The organism is Bacteroidetes bacterium SB0662_bin_6 (assembly GCA_009839485.1).
Taxonomy (GTDB): Bacteria; Bacteroidota; Rhodothermia; order Rhodothermales; family VXPQ01; genus VXPQ01.
On the sequence record VXPQ01000022.1, the window covers coordinates 1 to 17,187 of the forward strand.

The 17,187-nt window shown below is 58.0% G+C and carries 8 protein-coding genes and 1 pseudogene; 7 read left to right on the plus strand and 2 right to left on the minus strand.

Annotated features, from left to right (window positions below; all coding sequences use genetic code 11):
• The first annotated feature begins 253 nt into the window (after positions 1-253).
• Positions 254-1,327: pseudogene (locus tag F4Y00_03310) on the plus strand (arabinogalactan endo-1,4-beta-galactosidase).
• 459 nt (positions 1,328-1,786) lie between these two features.
• A complete protein-coding gene (locus F4Y00_03315; protein ID MYE03989.1) occupies positions 1,787-2,893 on the plus strand; it encodes an arabinogalactan endo-1,4-beta-galactosidase in 1,107 nt (368 codons plus the stop codon).
• A gap of 56 nt (positions 2,894-2,949) precedes the next feature.
• Here the strand turns inward: F4Y00_03315 and F4Y00_03320 are convergent, their stop codons facing one another.
• On the minus strand, positions 2,950-3,339 hold the full coding sequence (locus F4Y00_03320; GenBank protein MYE03990.1) for a hypothetical protein: 390 nt from the start codon (positions 3,337-3,339) through the stop codon (positions 2,950-2,952).
• Positions 3,336-4,643 carry a hypothetical protein gene (locus F4Y00_03325; protein ID MYE03991.1) on the minus strand — a complete coding sequence of 436 codons (1,308 nt, stop codon included), beginning with the start codon at positions 4,641-4,643 and terminating at the stop codon, positions 3,336-3,338. Before F4Y00_03325 ends, F4Y00_03320 begins: the two co-directional genes overlap by 4 nt.
• Between F4Y00_03325 and F4Y00_03330 the strand changes: the two genes are divergently transcribed.
• The 5 genes from F4Y00_03330 to F4Y00_03350 form a co-directional block, all read left to right on the plus strand.
• On the plus strand, positions 4,522-7,644 hold the full coding sequence (locus F4Y00_03330) for a T9SS type A sorting domain-containing protein (protein ID MYE03992.1): 3,123 nt from the start codon (positions 4,522-4,524) through the stop codon (positions 7,642-7,644). The genes F4Y00_03325 and F4Y00_03330 overlap by 122 nt on opposite strands.
• 280 nt (positions 7,645-7,924) lie before the next feature.
• Positions 7,925-10,486 (plus strand): T9SS type A sorting domain-containing protein, encoded by a 2,562-nt coding sequence (locus F4Y00_03335; protein ID MYE03993.1) that lies wholly within the window; start codon positions 7,925-7,927, stop codon positions 10,484-10,486.
• Positions 10,487-10,783: 297 nt separating this feature from the next.
• On the plus strand, positions 10,784-13,231 hold the full coding sequence (locus F4Y00_03340; protein ID MYE03994.1) for a T9SS type A sorting domain-containing protein: 2,448 nt from the start codon (positions 10,784-10,786) through the stop codon (positions 13,229-13,231).
• Between the two features lie 378 nt (positions 13,232-13,609).
• Positions 13,610-14,536, plus strand: coding sequence for a tyrosine-type recombinase/integrase (locus F4Y00_03345; protein ID MYE03995.1), 927 nt, complete (start codon positions 13,610-13,612; stop codon positions 14,534-14,536).
• A 205-nt stretch (positions 14,537-14,741) separates the two neighbouring features.
• Positions 14,742-17,187 (plus strand): T9SS type A sorting domain-containing protein (locus tag F4Y00_03350; GenBank protein MYE03996.1); only part of this gene is annotated, 2,446 nt, incomplete at its 3' end.

A 17,187-nucleotide genomic window follows, 5' to 3' on the forward strand; every position in this document is an offset into this window, starting at 1 on the left:
CGCCAGGCCCGCCCACTGCCCCCGTTTCGTCCATCCACCGGTCGCCATGCCCTCATTCGCCAGAAAAGCCCGGTTGTTTCCGGCACTGTGCGTCTTGCTTGCGGCGAGTGCGCTGGCGTCCCCGGATGTGAAGGACCGCCCCAATCAGGACCAACCGGCCCGGTACAATACCCCCCGGCAGGGAATGAACAGGCACGACCCGGATTCCCTGCGCGGCAATCCGGATAGCCGCTTCCAGGGTGCCGCCGAGCCGGTGTTTCTGGGGGTCGATCTCTCCTACATCAACGAGATGGAAGATTGCGGCGGGGTCTACCGCGAAAACGGGCAGCGGGTGGACCCCTTTGCCCTTTTTGCCAAGCGGGGCGCCAATCTCGCGCGCGTTCGTTTGTGGCACACACCCCCCAGCCGGTACAGCGCGTTTCCCGACGTGCAGCGCACGATTCGCCGCGCCAAAGACGCCGGCATGCAGGTGCTGCTGGATTTCCACTATTCCGACCACTGGGCCGATCCCGGCAAACAAGTGCCCCCCGCCGCCTGGAAAGGGTTGACCATAGACGGAATACGGGACTCGGTCTATGCCTACACCCGTCGCGAGTTGGACCGCCTCGCGGACGAAGACCTGCTCCCTGAAATGGTGCAGATCGGCAACGAAATCAACTCCGGCTTTCTGTTGCCCTATGGCAGCCGTGACCGCTGGACGCAGTTGCGCAGACTGCTGGAGGCCGGCATCCGGGCGGTACGCGACGTAGCCGCCGAGCGCGAGACCCGCATCGACGTCATGCTGCATGTGGCGCAGCCCGAACACGCCATGAGCTGGTTCACCGAGGCCGCCCGGGCGGGTCTGGAAGATTATGACGTGATGGGCATTTCCTACTACAGCCAATGGTCCTCCGTCCCGCTGGCGGGGTTGTCACGCCGCATCGAGGCGCTCGTATCTTCTTTTGCGCCCCGTGACCTGCTGGTGGTCGAGACGGGTTATCCCTGGACACTAAGCGGCGCGGACGGCGCGAACAACATCCTGGGCCGGGATGCCCTGGAATCCGGTTATCCCCCCACGCCCGCAGGGCAGAAAGCGTACCTTACGGATATGACGCAGGCGGTTTTCGACGGCGGCGGGGGCGGCGTGGTGTACTGGGAGCCGGGCTGGGTTTCCACGCGCTGCAGAACGCTCTGGGGCCGGGGTTCGCACTGGGAGAACGCAACCTTTTTCGATTTCAACAGACGTAACGAAGTGCTGCCGGGGATTGATTTCATAAATCATGCCTACGATTTTCCCGAAGGGCGCACCGGCCCGGTCCCGACCGACCCCACAGCCGCGGAGCATGGAGAGCTGCCCGTTTCCGTGGAACTTTCAGGAAATTACCCGAACCCCTTCAACCCGGAAACGACGATCGGGTATGCGTTGCCGCAAGCGGCGGAGGTGCGGCTTGCCGTGTATGATCTGCTGGGCAGGGAGGTAGCGCTTCTCGTGGACGGTGTCCGACAGGCGGCAACCCATCAGGTGCGGTTCGATGCTTCCGGACTGCCGAGCGGCACGTACCTCTACCGCCTCGAAACTCCCGGCCAGGTCTTGACACGTCGTATGATTTTGCTTAAATAGATGCACGCGCACATCTCACAGATGTGATTCGAGCGCGGGTGGTGCGGACAAGTTGCCGGAAGGCGGCCTCCACATCATCCGCGTTTCGATTTTTTGGGCCTTCCTGCGTGTTTCGCCATGCCCTCGTTTGCCAGAAAAGCCTGGTTGCTTCCGGCGCTGTGCGTTTTGCTTGCAGTCTGCGCCCTGATGCCCCCGGACGCGCAGGGCCAGGGGAATCCCGCCGCCGCCCCGGTGTTTCTGGGCGCCGATCTCTCCTACATCAACGAGATGGAAGACTGCGGCGGAGTGTACCGCGAAAACGGGCAGTTGGTAGATCCCTTTGTCCTTTTCGCCGAGCGGGGCGCCAATCTCATGCGCGTTCGTTTGTGGCATACGCCTCCGAACCAGTACAGCGCGTTTCCCGACGTGCAGCGCACGATTCGCCGCGCCAAAGACGCCGGCATGCAGATTCTGCTGGATTTCCATTATTCCGATCACTGGGCCGACCCGAGCAAGCAAGTACCGCCCGCCGCCTGGGAGGGATTGACCGTAGACGGGCTGCGGGATTCGGTCTATGCTTATACCCGGCGCGTGCTGGACCGCCTCGCAGAAGAAGACCTGCTCCCGGAAATGGTGCAGATCGGCAACGAAATCAACCCCGGATTTCTCCTGCCCCACGGCAGCCGCGACGATTGGGCGCAGTTGGGCAAACTCCTGAAGGGCGGCATCCGGGCGGTGCGCGACGTGGCGAAGGAGCGCGAAACCCGTATCGACGTCATGCTGCATGTGGCGCAGCCCGAGCACGCCATGAGCTGGTTCGCCGAAGCCGCCCGGGCAGGTGTGGAGGACTACGACCTGATGGGTATTTCCTATTACGGCCGATGGTCCTCCGTCCCGCTGGCGGAATTGTCAGGCCGCATCGAAGCGCTCGTTTCCTCCTTTGCGCCCCGCGATCTGCTGGTGGTCGAGGCGGCTTATCCCTGGACGCTGGCCGGCGCCGACTCTGCGAACAACATCATGGATGGGGAGGGCGTGGAACCCGGCTATCCTGCCACGCCCGAAGGGCAGAAGGCGTATCTTATAGATATGACGCAGGCGGTGTTCGATGGCGGTGGAATCGGCATGGTGTACTGGGAGCCTGCCTGGATATCTACGTCCTGTTCCACGCCCTGGGGCAAGGGGTCGCACTGGGAGAACGCAACCTTTTTCGATTTCAACGCAGGCAACGAAGTGCTGCCGGGTATCGACTTCATGAATCATGCCTACGATTTTCCCGAAGGGCGCAGCAGCCCGTTTCCAAATCGGGTGCGGTGATTTCGGAGTGCGGTCTTTTCGTGTCAGAGGAAGCTGTCCGCACCAGGGAAATAGGCCTAATCCTGCGGAACCAGTATATACGGGTTGACGATCGCCCGTTCGCCGAAACGCTTTAGGAGCATGAGTTGGATTTCGTTTTCCTCCCGGAGGTTCTCATCGCGGATCAATCGCTGAACCCTGGGCTGCCCCATGCCTGGAATGCGCGCTACGAAAAACGGCCAAAGCGCCTTGGATTCGTAGTGTTCCTCAAGCTGCGGGAAGCTTCCAACCGGACGAACATCGGCTCGGCGGCGATAATCGTCGGAGTATTCGAAATGCCATGTTCCATTGTGTAGCCACAGATGCCCTATATCAAGATCTCGATCTTTCAACAGGAAGCTGGCTTGCCTGTGCAAGTGCCGGCGTCCGCTTGCACGGGGCCATACCGTTTTCAGAATTTTCATCATGAGGCATCCCGGGTTTGCAGGACAGGGAATACCAGATTCAGGCGCTCTGTCAGACAGCGAATAATCATTTCCCGGCGCAAGTTGCTCATGAGCAGGTGAAATTCGTTGCCAAGAATATCCTGGACCAATTGTACGAATTGAGGAGGGCAAAGATTCACCAGCGCCGGAACGAGATCGGGATAGTCTTGGCGAATGTTGCGAATCAGGGCAAAATGATCAAGGTCGTTTTCGCCCTCCCAGCGCACTGTCGGTCGTGACTTTTTTACATACCGGTTCAAGAAATCCGGCAGCCGTTTCGGGTTCGTATCCTGTTCAATGGTTTGCAGTTTTGTTTCTGCATGATTCCAGAAAAGCGCCCGGGCACTGTCGTACACCGGGGAAAAATACGGTTCATGCTGATCATTCTTATGAATCACAACGCCCCAATTGTAATGGTGCCGGTCGTTGTTGCCGACGATGGCGTCGAAGGCGAGCATCCGGACGTATGCCCTCAGGATGTCGTTTGCCTGACCGGGATACACTGATCGAATTGCTTCGCATGCAAACTGGAATGTAGCCTCTTCCCAGTTTCCATCGTAAAGCTCGATTGCGTTTGTGCGATTTTCTTGTTTGGCCAGATGTTTGTCGAATATATCTGCCCCGTGAACCAGAATTTGTTCATCGCTGAGGAAATACCGGCTCAGAAAACGGATTTTTTCATCCGCTTCCACGAGAGACGACTCCGCCATGTTCAGGCCCAGCAACTGTCCGATCCTCGTAAGCAAGTGCTCCGTGACGGATTCGCCGGGATAGTACTTGTGCCCCAACTTGGCGATGTATGCGGGCCATGTGTCACTCGGTGCATCTTGTCCGGCTGTTCCCGAAGGGCGTATGCGTATGAAATCCTTGGGCGCATCTCCGGTAATGCCGCGGTCTTCCACGATATAATCCTTGTCGGGCAGAATGGGCGTCGCACCGAGAGCAACCTCGAAGCCCGAGAACTTGCGAATTTTCTCACGCGCCAGTCGGTGGGCCAATGCAATCAGGGTAGAGATGAATCGGGACAACGAAAAATACGCGAATGCCTTTGCTACGTTGCACGGAATAAACATGATCTTATGAACCTCGACGATGTTTTCACGGTTAACGCATTGTTCTTCAACGCAGGCAACGAAGTGCTGCCGGGTATCGACTTCATGAATCATGCCTACGATTTTCCCGAAGGGCGCAGCAGCCCGCTCCCGGACCGTGTGCGGTAATTCCGATACGCGCCATCCCTTTTCCCGGGCGGGCTGCCCGCTTTGCCTGTTCAGCCTGTGCTCCATAGCGCTTGCCCTCTTGTGGGCGGGCCTCCTGTCGCATTCCACCGCCGCCCAAACCCTTCCCGTCACCTTCCGCTACATCCCCGAACAGGTTATTGCGGAGCGGGCCTTTCTGCCCGGCGCATTCAACGGATGGGGTACCCCGTACCAGGCGGATACTCCTTCCTGCATCCGGGAAGACCACGCCTCGGCCATGTCGTTCGTGCGGTTCGAGCGCTACTGGCTTTACACCATCTCCCTCGAAATAGGCAGCACCTACCAGTACAAGGTGCAGGTGCACCTGAATATCGCGGGCACCGATTGCTCCTGGCTCACCGATCCGCTGAACCCCCGGTCCAATCCCGCGGACAACGACAATTCGGTGCTCACCGTCACGGACCCCATGATCTTCCAGCCCGCCCAGGAGATCGACAACGGCGCCTTCTCCGCCGGACTGTTCTCCACGCAGCCGTTCGTTTCCGTCGTCTATCATATCAACGGGGTCGAATATACCGACGGCCTGGATCACTACGACGCCGATACGGGGGTTTTCCGGGTCAAAACCGCCCGGCGCATTCCTCCCGGCGCGCAGTTTCGCGTGGCAGCCACCGATCAGGCGGGGCGCAGCGTCGAAGCCGAGATAGGCCGTGTCCTCGCTCCGGTCGAGTGGGTGGGCCCATCCTTTTCCACGGTCGGCGAGGAAGTTTCCCTGCGCGCCCATGTCACGGGCCTCGACGGGGCCGTAGACCCCGACATCACGCAGGCCACGCTCCTGCGCAACGGCGAAGAAATGGGCACAGTCCCCGTAACCGATGGAGAAGCGCGCGTCACGGCGCCGCTCGAACTGGGCGACAACGAGTTCCAGCTCCGCCTCGATCCCGACGGGGGCGCCGTCCCGCGCCCGCTCGTTTCCGATCCGATCGTGATCGAGCGCCGCCTGCACCCGCTGGACCGCGAGTATTTCGATTTTTCCGTAACAGGCTCCGGAAACCAGTTCAATATTTACTTAACCCCGATTCCTTCCGCGGATCCCACCGGTGTGACCCTGGAAGTGGTGCTTCCCGACGATTTCATCGACCCGTTCAACACCACGGAGGTAACGGGGGGTGCTAAAGGCCCGGACGGCGGTTTCGTCGGCGTTGTCGCCGGCCCCGGAGAGGTGTACGTGAATTTCGATATTACCCACTCCAACGGCGAAAAAGAGCGCCGCCGCATCGCCGTCGTCATCGAGGAGGACGGCACGGCGCGGGAAATGCGCTACGAGGAGACCGCCTCCTGGGTCCACAACGCGGTGGTCTACGAAATTTTCCCCTTCAGTTTCGGGCCGGAAGCTACCGGGACCCCCGCGAACCCGGGCCGCCGCCTCCGCGACATCACCGGCGAACTGGACTACATCGCACAGATGGGTTTCAACACCATCTGGTTCATGCCGATCATGCATAACCAGATCATGAATCAGGTTTCCGGCGGCTACAACATCATTGATTTCTACAAGGTCGATCCCCGCCTGGGCACGAACGCGGATTTCAAGGCTCTCGTAGCGCGGGCGCACGCACTCGGCATTCGCATCATCCTCGACATTACGCCCAGCCATGTATCCCCGGCGCACCCGTGGGTCGCCAGCCTGCGCAACGGCGGTCCGTACGGGGCCTACCTGCAGACGGAGCCCAGCCCGCACAACCTCGGGCGCGACAACCGGGGCGCGAATCTTCCCGAAGTCCGGCAGGCCGGCGCCGATTATTACAAATACCAGGGATTCGGGGATCTGGCGAACCTCGACTGGAACCACGACGACCTGCAAGCCGAGATGCTCGATGTGCTGGCGTTCTGGGTGAACGAATTCGATATCGACGGCTGGCGGCTGGACGTGTACTGGGGGCCGTGGCGGCGCTACGGGCCGGATCGCTTCGGGCGGCCCATCCGCACGCTCATGAAACGCCTGAAGCCGGACGCCTGGCTGCTCGGCGAGATCGTGGGGACGGGCGGCGGCACGGAGGTCTACTACGCCGATGCCCTGCACGGCGCCCGTTTCGAGGGGGGCGTCGACGCGGGTTACGACTGGCCGTTTTACCATAACGCCATACGCGGCGCATACGGACGCCTCGCCACGTACGACCGGTATGCGCACAACAACGACTTTTACCCCGGCCCGAACGCCCGCTACTTCCGTTTTCTGGAGAACCACGACGAACAGCGCATCGCTTCGCTGTATGCTTCCAGCCCCGACCGCCTGTTCCCGCTCGCAGGGTTCCTGCTCACGACCACCGGCGTGCCGATGGTGTACCAGGGACAGGAGGTGGCTTTCCATGCCGGGGCGGACCCGAGGCGCGCGCCGGTGAACTGGAACACGCCCCGCAACGGCGAATTCGCCCGCCATTACCAGCGTCTGGCGCATGCCCGCGCCCGGTTCCCGGCCTTCGGCTCCCAGCAACTCCATACGCTGACGACGCGCGGCGTGTATGCCTATGCGCGTCCGTATCCGGACGAGAATGCGGTCGTTCTGATCAACTTTTCGTCCGTTTCGCGCACCCTGACGGTAGACCCGAGCCCGCACGTTACGATGTCGAATCCCGGGTCCATCCCGTATTACGACATTTTTGCGGATACATCGGCGGCCTATACAGGCGCGTTCGAGGTGACGGTGCCTCCCTATGAAACGGTTATATATATAACGAGTGAAGATCCCGGTTTTGAAACGCCTTCGCTTCCGTCCCTGCCGTACGGGGCGGTCTACACGGCGGCGGAGCAGGAAGAGTTGCCCGCTTCTGTGAAACTTTCAAGGAATTATCCGAATCCCTTCAACCCGGAGACGACTATCGAGTATATGTTGCCTCGAACCGGGATGGTTCGCCTGGTCGTGTACGATCTGCTGGGCAGGGAAGTAGCCCGCCTGGTGGATGGTTTGCGCCCTGCAGGCCGTCACCAGATACGTTTCAGCGCGGGGGAACACCCCAGTGGAACGTATGTATACCGGCTCGAAACCGCCGGGGAGCGGTATACGCAGACGATGGTTCTGGCGAAATGAAGGAGTGGGGGAGAGCCAGAACCCTGTATATATGACCCCGGTTGAAAAAAAATATGGAACAGGGGTTGACTCTGTTTGTTTAGACAGCGAACTTTCCACTTGACACTGGAAAAAGCATTGCCTATACTTGACAAGTATGAGTGCAATACCGTACATTGCCGGTATGTGCCCTTACGGGTACCACTGAGCGCGTACACCTGCCTGGACACACCCACCCATAACAAAATGACCATTCTCTGTGAGAGTGGCGCGTCATTTTAACCAACATTGAGCATAAGCCATGACGTTCTTGCTTCAGAAATTCAATGCGATCAACCGCACTCGCACAGAGACGCGGGCCCGAAGCGGCTTGCGGTCTCCCGCAAGCGGCATCGCTTTCACCGGCCGTTTCGCGGCCTGCCTGTTGCTTGCGGGCTTCCTGGGTGTGGGGTCAGCAATGGCACAGCCCAAGGTGCTCCGTATGGGAGGCGGGGAGCTAAAGGTTGCCATCGGCGATAATCAGGTGCATCACTACCTGATCGATACCGATGGGGATGGAGATTTTGACGACGAGACGCTGACTGCGGCGGGTACTAATCCTACCGGACAAGGCGGGACCGTGACGAATACGTTTCTCATCGGAGGCCTTGCCTTGGTTACTTGGGAAGACGACGGCAGCAACGACTCTCTGGCAGTCACTCCGATTGCGGTAGGTTCCTTCAAGATTGCTGTGGCTCCAAGTGCCACGGCTGACATTGGCACGGGCAACGTAGGCACACCCCACACTTTCGAAATCGTGTCGGGCCATGCGCCCACGCTTAAGGGCGTTGGCACCGGGCAAGCGTACAATAATGGCGCAAATGCTGATATGGAGGAACTCGAACTGATATCGAGGGACGCCACATCGAAAACGTACGACCTGCTTGAGTGGTTCGACGATCCGAACGATGTGTTCCTTACCTACGATACCAGTGTGGATATGGTGGCTAAAGCCGATAATGCCGATTACGATGCGGCGGATCCGGCGACACACCCGCGAAGAGACAAGGTCACAAAAGACGGTGTCGCCATCGTGAGTGCGACACCAGCTGGCACCAAGTTGACGGTTGCGCTTACGAAAGATGCGAAGGAGGACGACCAGACCGACATCTGGGTGTTCGGGCGCGACGGCAGCGAATACGCCAGGAAGCAGATTCGGGTGACCATAGGGGAGCCAACCCTGCCGTATGTCATGAATGGACTTGGGGGCGACGTGCTGCGCGAGGATGATCAGGAGAACACCTCGTATGATCTGACAACGGGTTTCATGGATCCTGATGTGGATGATGCTACCAGATTTAACAATGCTGCTATTTGCGCTGATCCCTTGGCAAACGGTTGTGCTGTAGGCGCATTGTCCTACTCGGTCAGCATAAGCGATAAGGATGCAGCAGCCGTCCCGGAAAAGACTGGAGACGAAGGGGTGTCCGGTACTTGGGTTACGCCGTACATGACCGCCGAGTTTGATGCTGCGACCAACATGTTGGAGGTCAATCCCCGTAATCCAGGGTCGGCCACGTTCGAGGTAACGGGCACGGATAAGGGGTTGGTGTGCAAGACTGGTTATACTTTAACTCTGGCAAATGATGGGGGCTTCACCCCTGACGTTACTGTGGACAGGTGCAAAAGGGCTGAGAGTGGCACTCAAGGCGAACCCGGTTTTGTCGCTGCCGACAGCACCGGGACATTCCCTGACGCCAAGTCCGTAAAGCATAAGTTCACCGTGACGATCGTGACCAAGACCTCGCCGATGCCGGATGCTGCCATCCCTGACCGGCTCGCCGATCCGACCACTGATGACAAGGATCCGACCAACGATGCGTTGGTGGCCGATGGCGATGCGGTAACGTTCGATCTGGAAGACCTGAACGGCGCGAAGGATAATGCTCCGAAGGCGTTCGCGGATCCCACGAAGGAAGGTTTGACATACAAGGTGACGGCGGCGCAGAAGGACGAGAAGGATGTGGTCAATATAAGCGTCGACGGTTCTATGGTGACGCTTACACCGATCTGGCGTTCAGGCGACGCGACTGTTGACGTTACGGTCATAGCCACGAACAACCTTAACGAGGACAGTGTCCCTTCGAAGTTCAGCTTGAAGGTCCAGACGGCCACGAAGCCAGTGGTGAATCAGCTTCCTGCTATACAAGGTATTCTGGCTCAGGGCTTCTCACTGAATACGGGCGGCAAGCCGCTGGTGCTGCAGCTGATGAACCTCAACAATGCTGAGGATCCGAAGATGGCCATCCCTCTATTCATCGATCCGAATCATGATGGGAGCGGTGGGCTTCCGGGCGGCCTTTTGCTCAAGATGCAGGTGTCGGATGTGGTAGCCGATCATGTCTACGAGAACCAGAGCAAGGAGAATGATGTGACCACATCGGCCATGCGCTTGGTGCTGAACCCGGCCGCGCCCAATCCCACGCTGACGATTACACCTACCGGCGCCAACTCGGCGACCGTGACGGTCTGGGCCATCGACCGTGAACGTCTTATGACTAAGGCCACGACGACCATCACGGTGGTATCGGGCGTGAGCGCGGAAGACGAGGAGCTTCCGACGGAAGTCGAGCTTTCGCAGAACTATCCGAACCCGTTCAACCCGCAGACGACCATTGACTACGCGCTGCCGCAGGCAGGCAACGTGAGCCTGATCGTATACGACATGCTCGGGCGCGAAGTGGATGTGCTGCTTGACGGTCCGCAGGCCGCTGGCCGGCACACGGTGCGCTTCGGCGCGAACCACCTGCCGAACGGCACCTACGTGTACCGCCTGATCGCTGGCGACAAGACGATTACGCGCACAATGGTTCTTGTCAAATAAGCGACAAGAGAGAGTTAACCCCTCTCGGCTTATGCTCAGCAAGGCCCCCGTTGCCGAAAGGCGGCGGGGGCCTTGTGTCTTGCGGCGGGTATTTTACGAGATGGAAGCCGGAGTAGCCCTTTTTGATATTCTTGAGAACAAGGCTTTGGTATGGTAGCATACTCGCCACTATTGCCTGAACGTATCTGTTTACGGGTACATACAAGGTCGTACGCCTGCCTTGACACCACCCCCGCCCATAAAAACCCTTCTCTGCGAGGGGTGGCGTGTCATTTTAACCAACATTGAGCATAAGTCATGGCTTTCTTGCTTCGGAGACTTAATGCAATCGACCACACTCGCGCCGGGACACGGACCCGGAACGCCTTGCGGTTTTCCGCAAGCGGCATTGCATTCGCCGGGTGTTTTGCAGTGTGCTTGTTGCTTGCGGGATTCCTGAGTGTGAGCTCCGTGACGGCACAGATCAACGTGCTCCGCATGGGAGGCGGGGCTATAACAGTTCCTGCTGTTAGCGGGCAGGAGCAGGTGCGTAGCTTCCGGATCGGGACGGCGGACGCCGTGATTGATCCTACGGATCAAGGGGGGACGCCGACGACTTCGTTTTTGGTCGGAGGACATGCTCTGGTCAACGTTGTCAGCGGCGCCTTGACGGTCACTCCGATTGCGCCGGGCGCTTTCAAGATCACTGTTGCTGGAGATGCTACGGCTCCTATAGGCATCGGAAATCCTGGCACGACCCACGAGTTCGAAATCGTGTCGGCCAATGCGCCCATGCTTAGGGATATCGGGGGCGCCGCCAATGCGTACAATGCGGGCGTGCAGGTGGATATGGAGGACCTCGAACTGATGCCGAGGGATAATCCATCCGAAGAGTACCCCCTGACTTCCTGGTTCACCGATCCGAACGAAGTGTTCATTACCTACACGGCCGAGGCGGATACGGTGGGTAGAGGAGAGCCCGATGGATCTGATGGAGAATCTATCATACGTGCGACGATATCCGACAATGACCTGACGGTTGTGCTTACAAGCCAGGCCCGGATGGGCGATGCAACCGACGTGTGGGTGTTTGCGCGTGACGGCAGCGGCGAATACGCCAGAAAGAGAATTCAGGTGACGATAGGCGCGGCAATCAATCCGTATGTCGATTCACCGCTTGCAGACGTGGTCCTGCGCGAGAATGCCGGCGCGGATACAGTGATTGATCTGACTGAGGCCTTTGACGATCCTGAAAATTTTACAGACATAAACGTCAGGGATCCCGGCAATGCGGATGCAACGGCATTGACCTACGCCGTCAGCATCGATGATAGTGATGCGGCCATGGTAGGGACGGATAACGAGTTCAGCTGGGTGACTTCGTACATGACCGCGAAGGTTGTGCTAACGGATGTGACGGGCGGCGGCGTCGGGCATTCCGGAGCTACCGTAACGATTCGCCCGCGTGCGCCGGGTTCGACCACGTTCACGGTGACGGCCACGGACAGGGGGAGGCGGTGCCGGAGTGGTTTCACCTTTTATGCAGAGGACACGTTCTCCAGGTTTGGTGGTCCCACGGGGGGTGAGCCGGATGTCGACAGGTGTATAGAGGATAGCGGTAATCGCACTGAGGCGGACAGCACCGGGTTATACTCTGACGCCAAGTCCGTTAAGGATGTCTTCATCCTGGCGGTTGTGACCAGGACCTCGCCGATGCCGGATACCCCCATTGGGGCCCGGACAGTAGTGGCGGACGGGGATGTTCTCACCTTCGATCTGGAAGATCTGAACGGCGATGCGGATGGCGAGCTGAAAGCATTTTCGGACCCCACGAATGGGGGACTGACGTATACATTGGAGCCGAAGGACGCGATCGCCACGATAACGGCGGACGGCAGTGTCGTGACGATTACCCCGGTCTGGCGGGCTGACACCGAAACCACCCGCGTTAAAGTCACGGCCACGAACACCCGTGACGAGACCAGTTTCCCCGCGTACTTCGATCTGACAGTCGAGACGGCCAGGGAGCCGATTGTGAACCAGCACCCGGCTGTACAAGCCGCTCTTGCTGCCGGCTTCTCGTTGAGGACGGGCGCTGCTCCACTAGTGGTGCATCTTCGGAATCTCACGGGGGCAGAGAGGGCAGTGGATTATGTGCCGCTCTTCATCGATCCGAACGTGGCGGAAGGCGATGCGCTTCCGGGCGGGCTGTTGTTCAGCATGGGCATAGATGATGTGGTAGCCGAGCATGTCTACGCGGGCATCAGCAGGGAGAACGATGTGTACACGTCGGCCATGCGTCTCGTGTTGGACCCTGTTGCGGCTACGCTGACGGTTACGCCCACTGCCGCCAACTCGGCGACCGTGATGGTTTCAGCAACAGACCGTGAGGGCTATAAGGCTTCGGCGACGACGACTATCACGGTGGTGTCTTGCGATGGCGTGGATATGAGTGATCCATGCCAGGGTGTTACGACCGGCGCGGAAGGCGCGGAGCTTCCGACGGAAGTCGAGCTTTCGCAGAACTATCCGAACCCGTTCAATCCGCAGACGACCATCGACTACGCCCTGCCACAGGCGGGCGACGTAAGCCTCGTCGTGTACGACATGCTTGGCCGTGAGGTTGACGTGCTTCTTGACGGACCGCAGGCCGCTGGCCGGCACACGGTGCGCTTCGGCGCGAACCACCTGCCGAACGGCACCTACGTGTACCGCCTGATCGCTGGCGACAAGACGATTACGCGCACAATGGTTCTTGTCAAATAAGCGACAAGAGAGAGTTAACCCCTCTCGGCTTATGCTCAGCAAGGCCCCCGTTGCCGAAAGGCGGCGGGGGCCTTGTGCGTTTGTGGAGTGGAGGAATGCTTGTTCCGTCCTTTGAATCGTTCCTTGACAAGGGATACCGCCGTCAATCAGTTCATTCGCGATTCACCCCTCTCCGTTATACGAAAGTTGCCAAAGCACTTCGCAGTCGTTCGCTGTCCAATATGGCATGTACGTTGTTCGGAGCGTGACACTTCATTAGAAATGCAACTAAATACACATTAAATAAACACTGATTAACTCTAAACAAACATGGAATACACACGATAGGCTGCATATAATTAATAGACGGGACTGGGTCGACCCATGACGGAATGAACTATGATCACCCCAAACGGGCACGCCGCCCGTATCAGCACCGATACCAACCTGATCGAGAAATTTCTCGCGAAATACGAACGCCCCAACACGATTCGCATTTATCGCTATTTCCTGAGGCTATTCTTCGGGAAGGGAGTGGTAAACATCCAGGAAGCCAGAGCGATCACCACCGATTACGTCAACAAAAAAATCGAAGAGGCGGAAAAAGTTTTTGCACCGTCTACCGTCGAAGGCCTGGTGACCACTGCATCCCTCTTTTTCGACTGGCTTTGCGCCTTGGACATTGTGCGTAAAAATCCGGCGAACAAGCACCTTATCCGAAAGCGAAGGCGAGAGAATAGAGCGCAGCGCAAGATATTCGCTCTGTCGAAAGAAGAAGCCCAACGCCTGCTCGATGCAACGTTCACGGGACCGAACCGGTGCAATACAGAAAAGCGCAATCATGCCATTGTCCTTACGCTGCTTAACTGCCTGCTCCGACGTTCCGAAATTAGCGCTATGGACGTAGAGCACATCCGAAGACTACACGGACATTGGGTGCTCGACCTCCCCGACACGAAAGGCGGCGTTAATCAATTCGTTAAGATACCTGTTCATGTAGTGGATACAATACAGGATATGCGAGCATACTACGGCATCGAATCCGGGCCGCTATGGAGGGCAATGGCAGGCCCGACGTTGGGTGCTCGCTTGAGTGCGCGGCAGATCAACTATGTCATTTGGAGGGCAGCGAGGCGGGCTGGATTGCCACCGGGAATTTCCATCCATACCCTAAGGCATACGGGATGTACGCTTGCGCTGGAAGCGGGCGCAACACTCCATCAGGTGCAGATCCACGCGCGGCACAAGAGTATCAACACTACCCTGCGCTACATTCACCAGAGAGACAAACTCAGCAACTCCGCCGCCGACTTTATAGGGATATAACCCTGCATTTTCGGCATCTCACGATGTAAGCCCCACCCCGGTCGTTCGGAGTGGGGTTTTTTGTTTTGATCGCGCTTCTCCAAGGTCAAGTGCCCTTATCGGAACACACCGGGCGCGTACGCCTGCCTGGATACACCCACCCATAACAAAATGATCATCCTCTGTGAGGGTGATACGTCATTTTAACCAACATCGAGCATAAGCCATGACGTTCTTGCTTCAGAAATTCAATGCGATCAACCGCACTCGCACAGAGACGCGGGCCCGAAGCGGCTTGCGGTCTCCCGCAAGCGGCATCGCTTTCACCGGCCGTTTTGCGGCCTGCCTGCTGCTTGCGGGCTTCCTGGGTGTGGGGTCTGCAATAGCACAGCCCAAGGTGCTCCGTATGGAAGGCGGACCTATATCCGTTTCGCGCACCCTTCTTGATAACACCACGGAGGGGTTTGTGCATAACTACCGGATTGGGACCGCAAACGCTGTTGCGAATCCCAATAACTTGCAGGGTAGCGATGGCTCGTTTCTCGTCGGGGCCCTTGCCTTGGTCACTGTTACAGGCACCGGCGGCAGCAACCCTCGACTGGTAGTTGAGCCGATTGCACCAGGCAGTTTCACAATCACTTTGGCCGCCTCTTGGAATGAGGCTGTTTTGGGCCTTCAGACCAAGGTCATCACCTTTGACATTGTGTCGGTCAATGCGCCCCGCATTATAGGCTTGGACAATGTTAATATGGCTACAGATTACAATGGAGTAGCCAATGGTAGTGCCGCCGCCGATGATGGCAAATCCCCGGTAGTGCTTCTCGCCCTTGCGGATAAGAACACCTCGTCCAAGGATTACACCTTGACCGATTGGTTCACCGATCCCAATGATCCCGTTCTTACCTACGACCCCAAGGCTGATCCAGTTGGTGTGGTGACAAGGACAAGCACCATTCCCAGTGGTCAGCGCAGCGAAGCCATTGTGAGCGCAACGACAAGTGGCAACAAACTTACGATTGCGCTTACGAACAAGGCCCGTGCAGGTGACATGACCAACGTGTGGGTATTTGCACGCGATGGCAACGAATACGCCAGAAGGCAAGTTACCGTAACAGTAGGCAGCCCACAAAATCCATATGTCACAAACAAGATTGGTGACAGGGTTCTGCGGGAGGATGACCAGCGGAACACCGAGATTGACTTATCAGCAGCGGGAATGTTCTTCACTGATCTTCACTTTGGCGACGGTGCTGGTGGTGTCAGGACGGCTCCAGATGCAGGAGCATTGACCTACACAATCAGCATCAGCGATAGAGATGCTGAGCCGGTGCCCCGGAATCCCGAGCCTGGTGATAGTTTTGCCTGGGTTACTCCGTACATGGTCGCGACGGTTACTCTTGGAGGCAAATTAGTGGACGACTCTGGTGCTGCCATTCCAACTACTATTGGTGCCGGTACCGCCAAATTGGACATTCGTCCTCGTGCGCCTGGCTCAGCCAAGTTCAAGGTAACAGCCACAGACAAGGGCTTCCGTTGCCGGACCGGTTATATCTATGTTGCCGGAACTCCCGAGGATCCGCTAACTACCGCTATTGAGTATGTAGCACCGAAGTGTGAGGATGCACTGCCGAATGACCCCCCGGCACTTGCTGATACCGGTCTGTATCCCGATGCCAAGTCTGCTACGCAGGAGTTCACGGTAACGATCTTGTCCAGAACGTCACCCGATCTTGACACAAGGATCCCCAACTTGTCAGGGAACAACGCCTTGGTTGCCGATGGTGACGCCAAAACTGTTGACTTGGCAGATGTGGATGGCCGAACGGACGGGGCGCAGGCTGCATTCAAAGATCCTACGGGACTGGGCCTGACATACGAAGTGTCTACGTCCAAAGGTGACAGTGCGTTTGTGACAGCAACTGTGAACGGTTCTGTGATAACGCTTGTCCCGGTGTGGAGGGTAGACACAGGCTCCAAGACCGCTACGGTCATGGTTACGGCCACGAACGATCTTGGCGAGAGCAGAACGACATCGTTCACTGTACAGGTCAAGAAAGGTACAAAGCCGATGGTGAACCCCTTGGTAGAGCCTTTTCTTGGCGTCGGGTTCTCCATGAATACGGGCGCCGAGGCACTGAAAGTGGATCTGAGAAACATCGTGAAGGCAGTGCCGCTGTTCATAGATCCCGATGCTGCTTCGAACGATCCGCTTCCTGGTGGTTTGCTGCACAAGATTCGGATAGAAGACGTTGTGGCCGATCATCTCTATGAGAGCCAGAGCGTGGAGAATAACGTGGTCACATCGGCCATGCGTATCCAGTTGGACCCGATAACGGCCATATTGACGGTTACACCTACCGCTGCTAATTCTGCGATGGTAACGGTATGGGGAATAGACCGTGACGGCAATATGATCTCGGCTACAACGACGTTCACAGTTGTCTCAGGTGTAAGCGCTGAGGATGCAGAACTGCCGACCGAGGTAGAACTTTCGCAGAACTATCCGAATCCGTTCAACCCGCAGACGACCATTGACTACGCGCTCCCGCAGGCGGGCGATGTAAGCCTTGTCGTGTACGACATGCTTGGCCGTGAGGTTGACGTGCTTCTTGACGGACCGCAGGCCGCTGGCCGGCACACGGTGCGCTTCGGCGCGAACCACCTGCCGAACG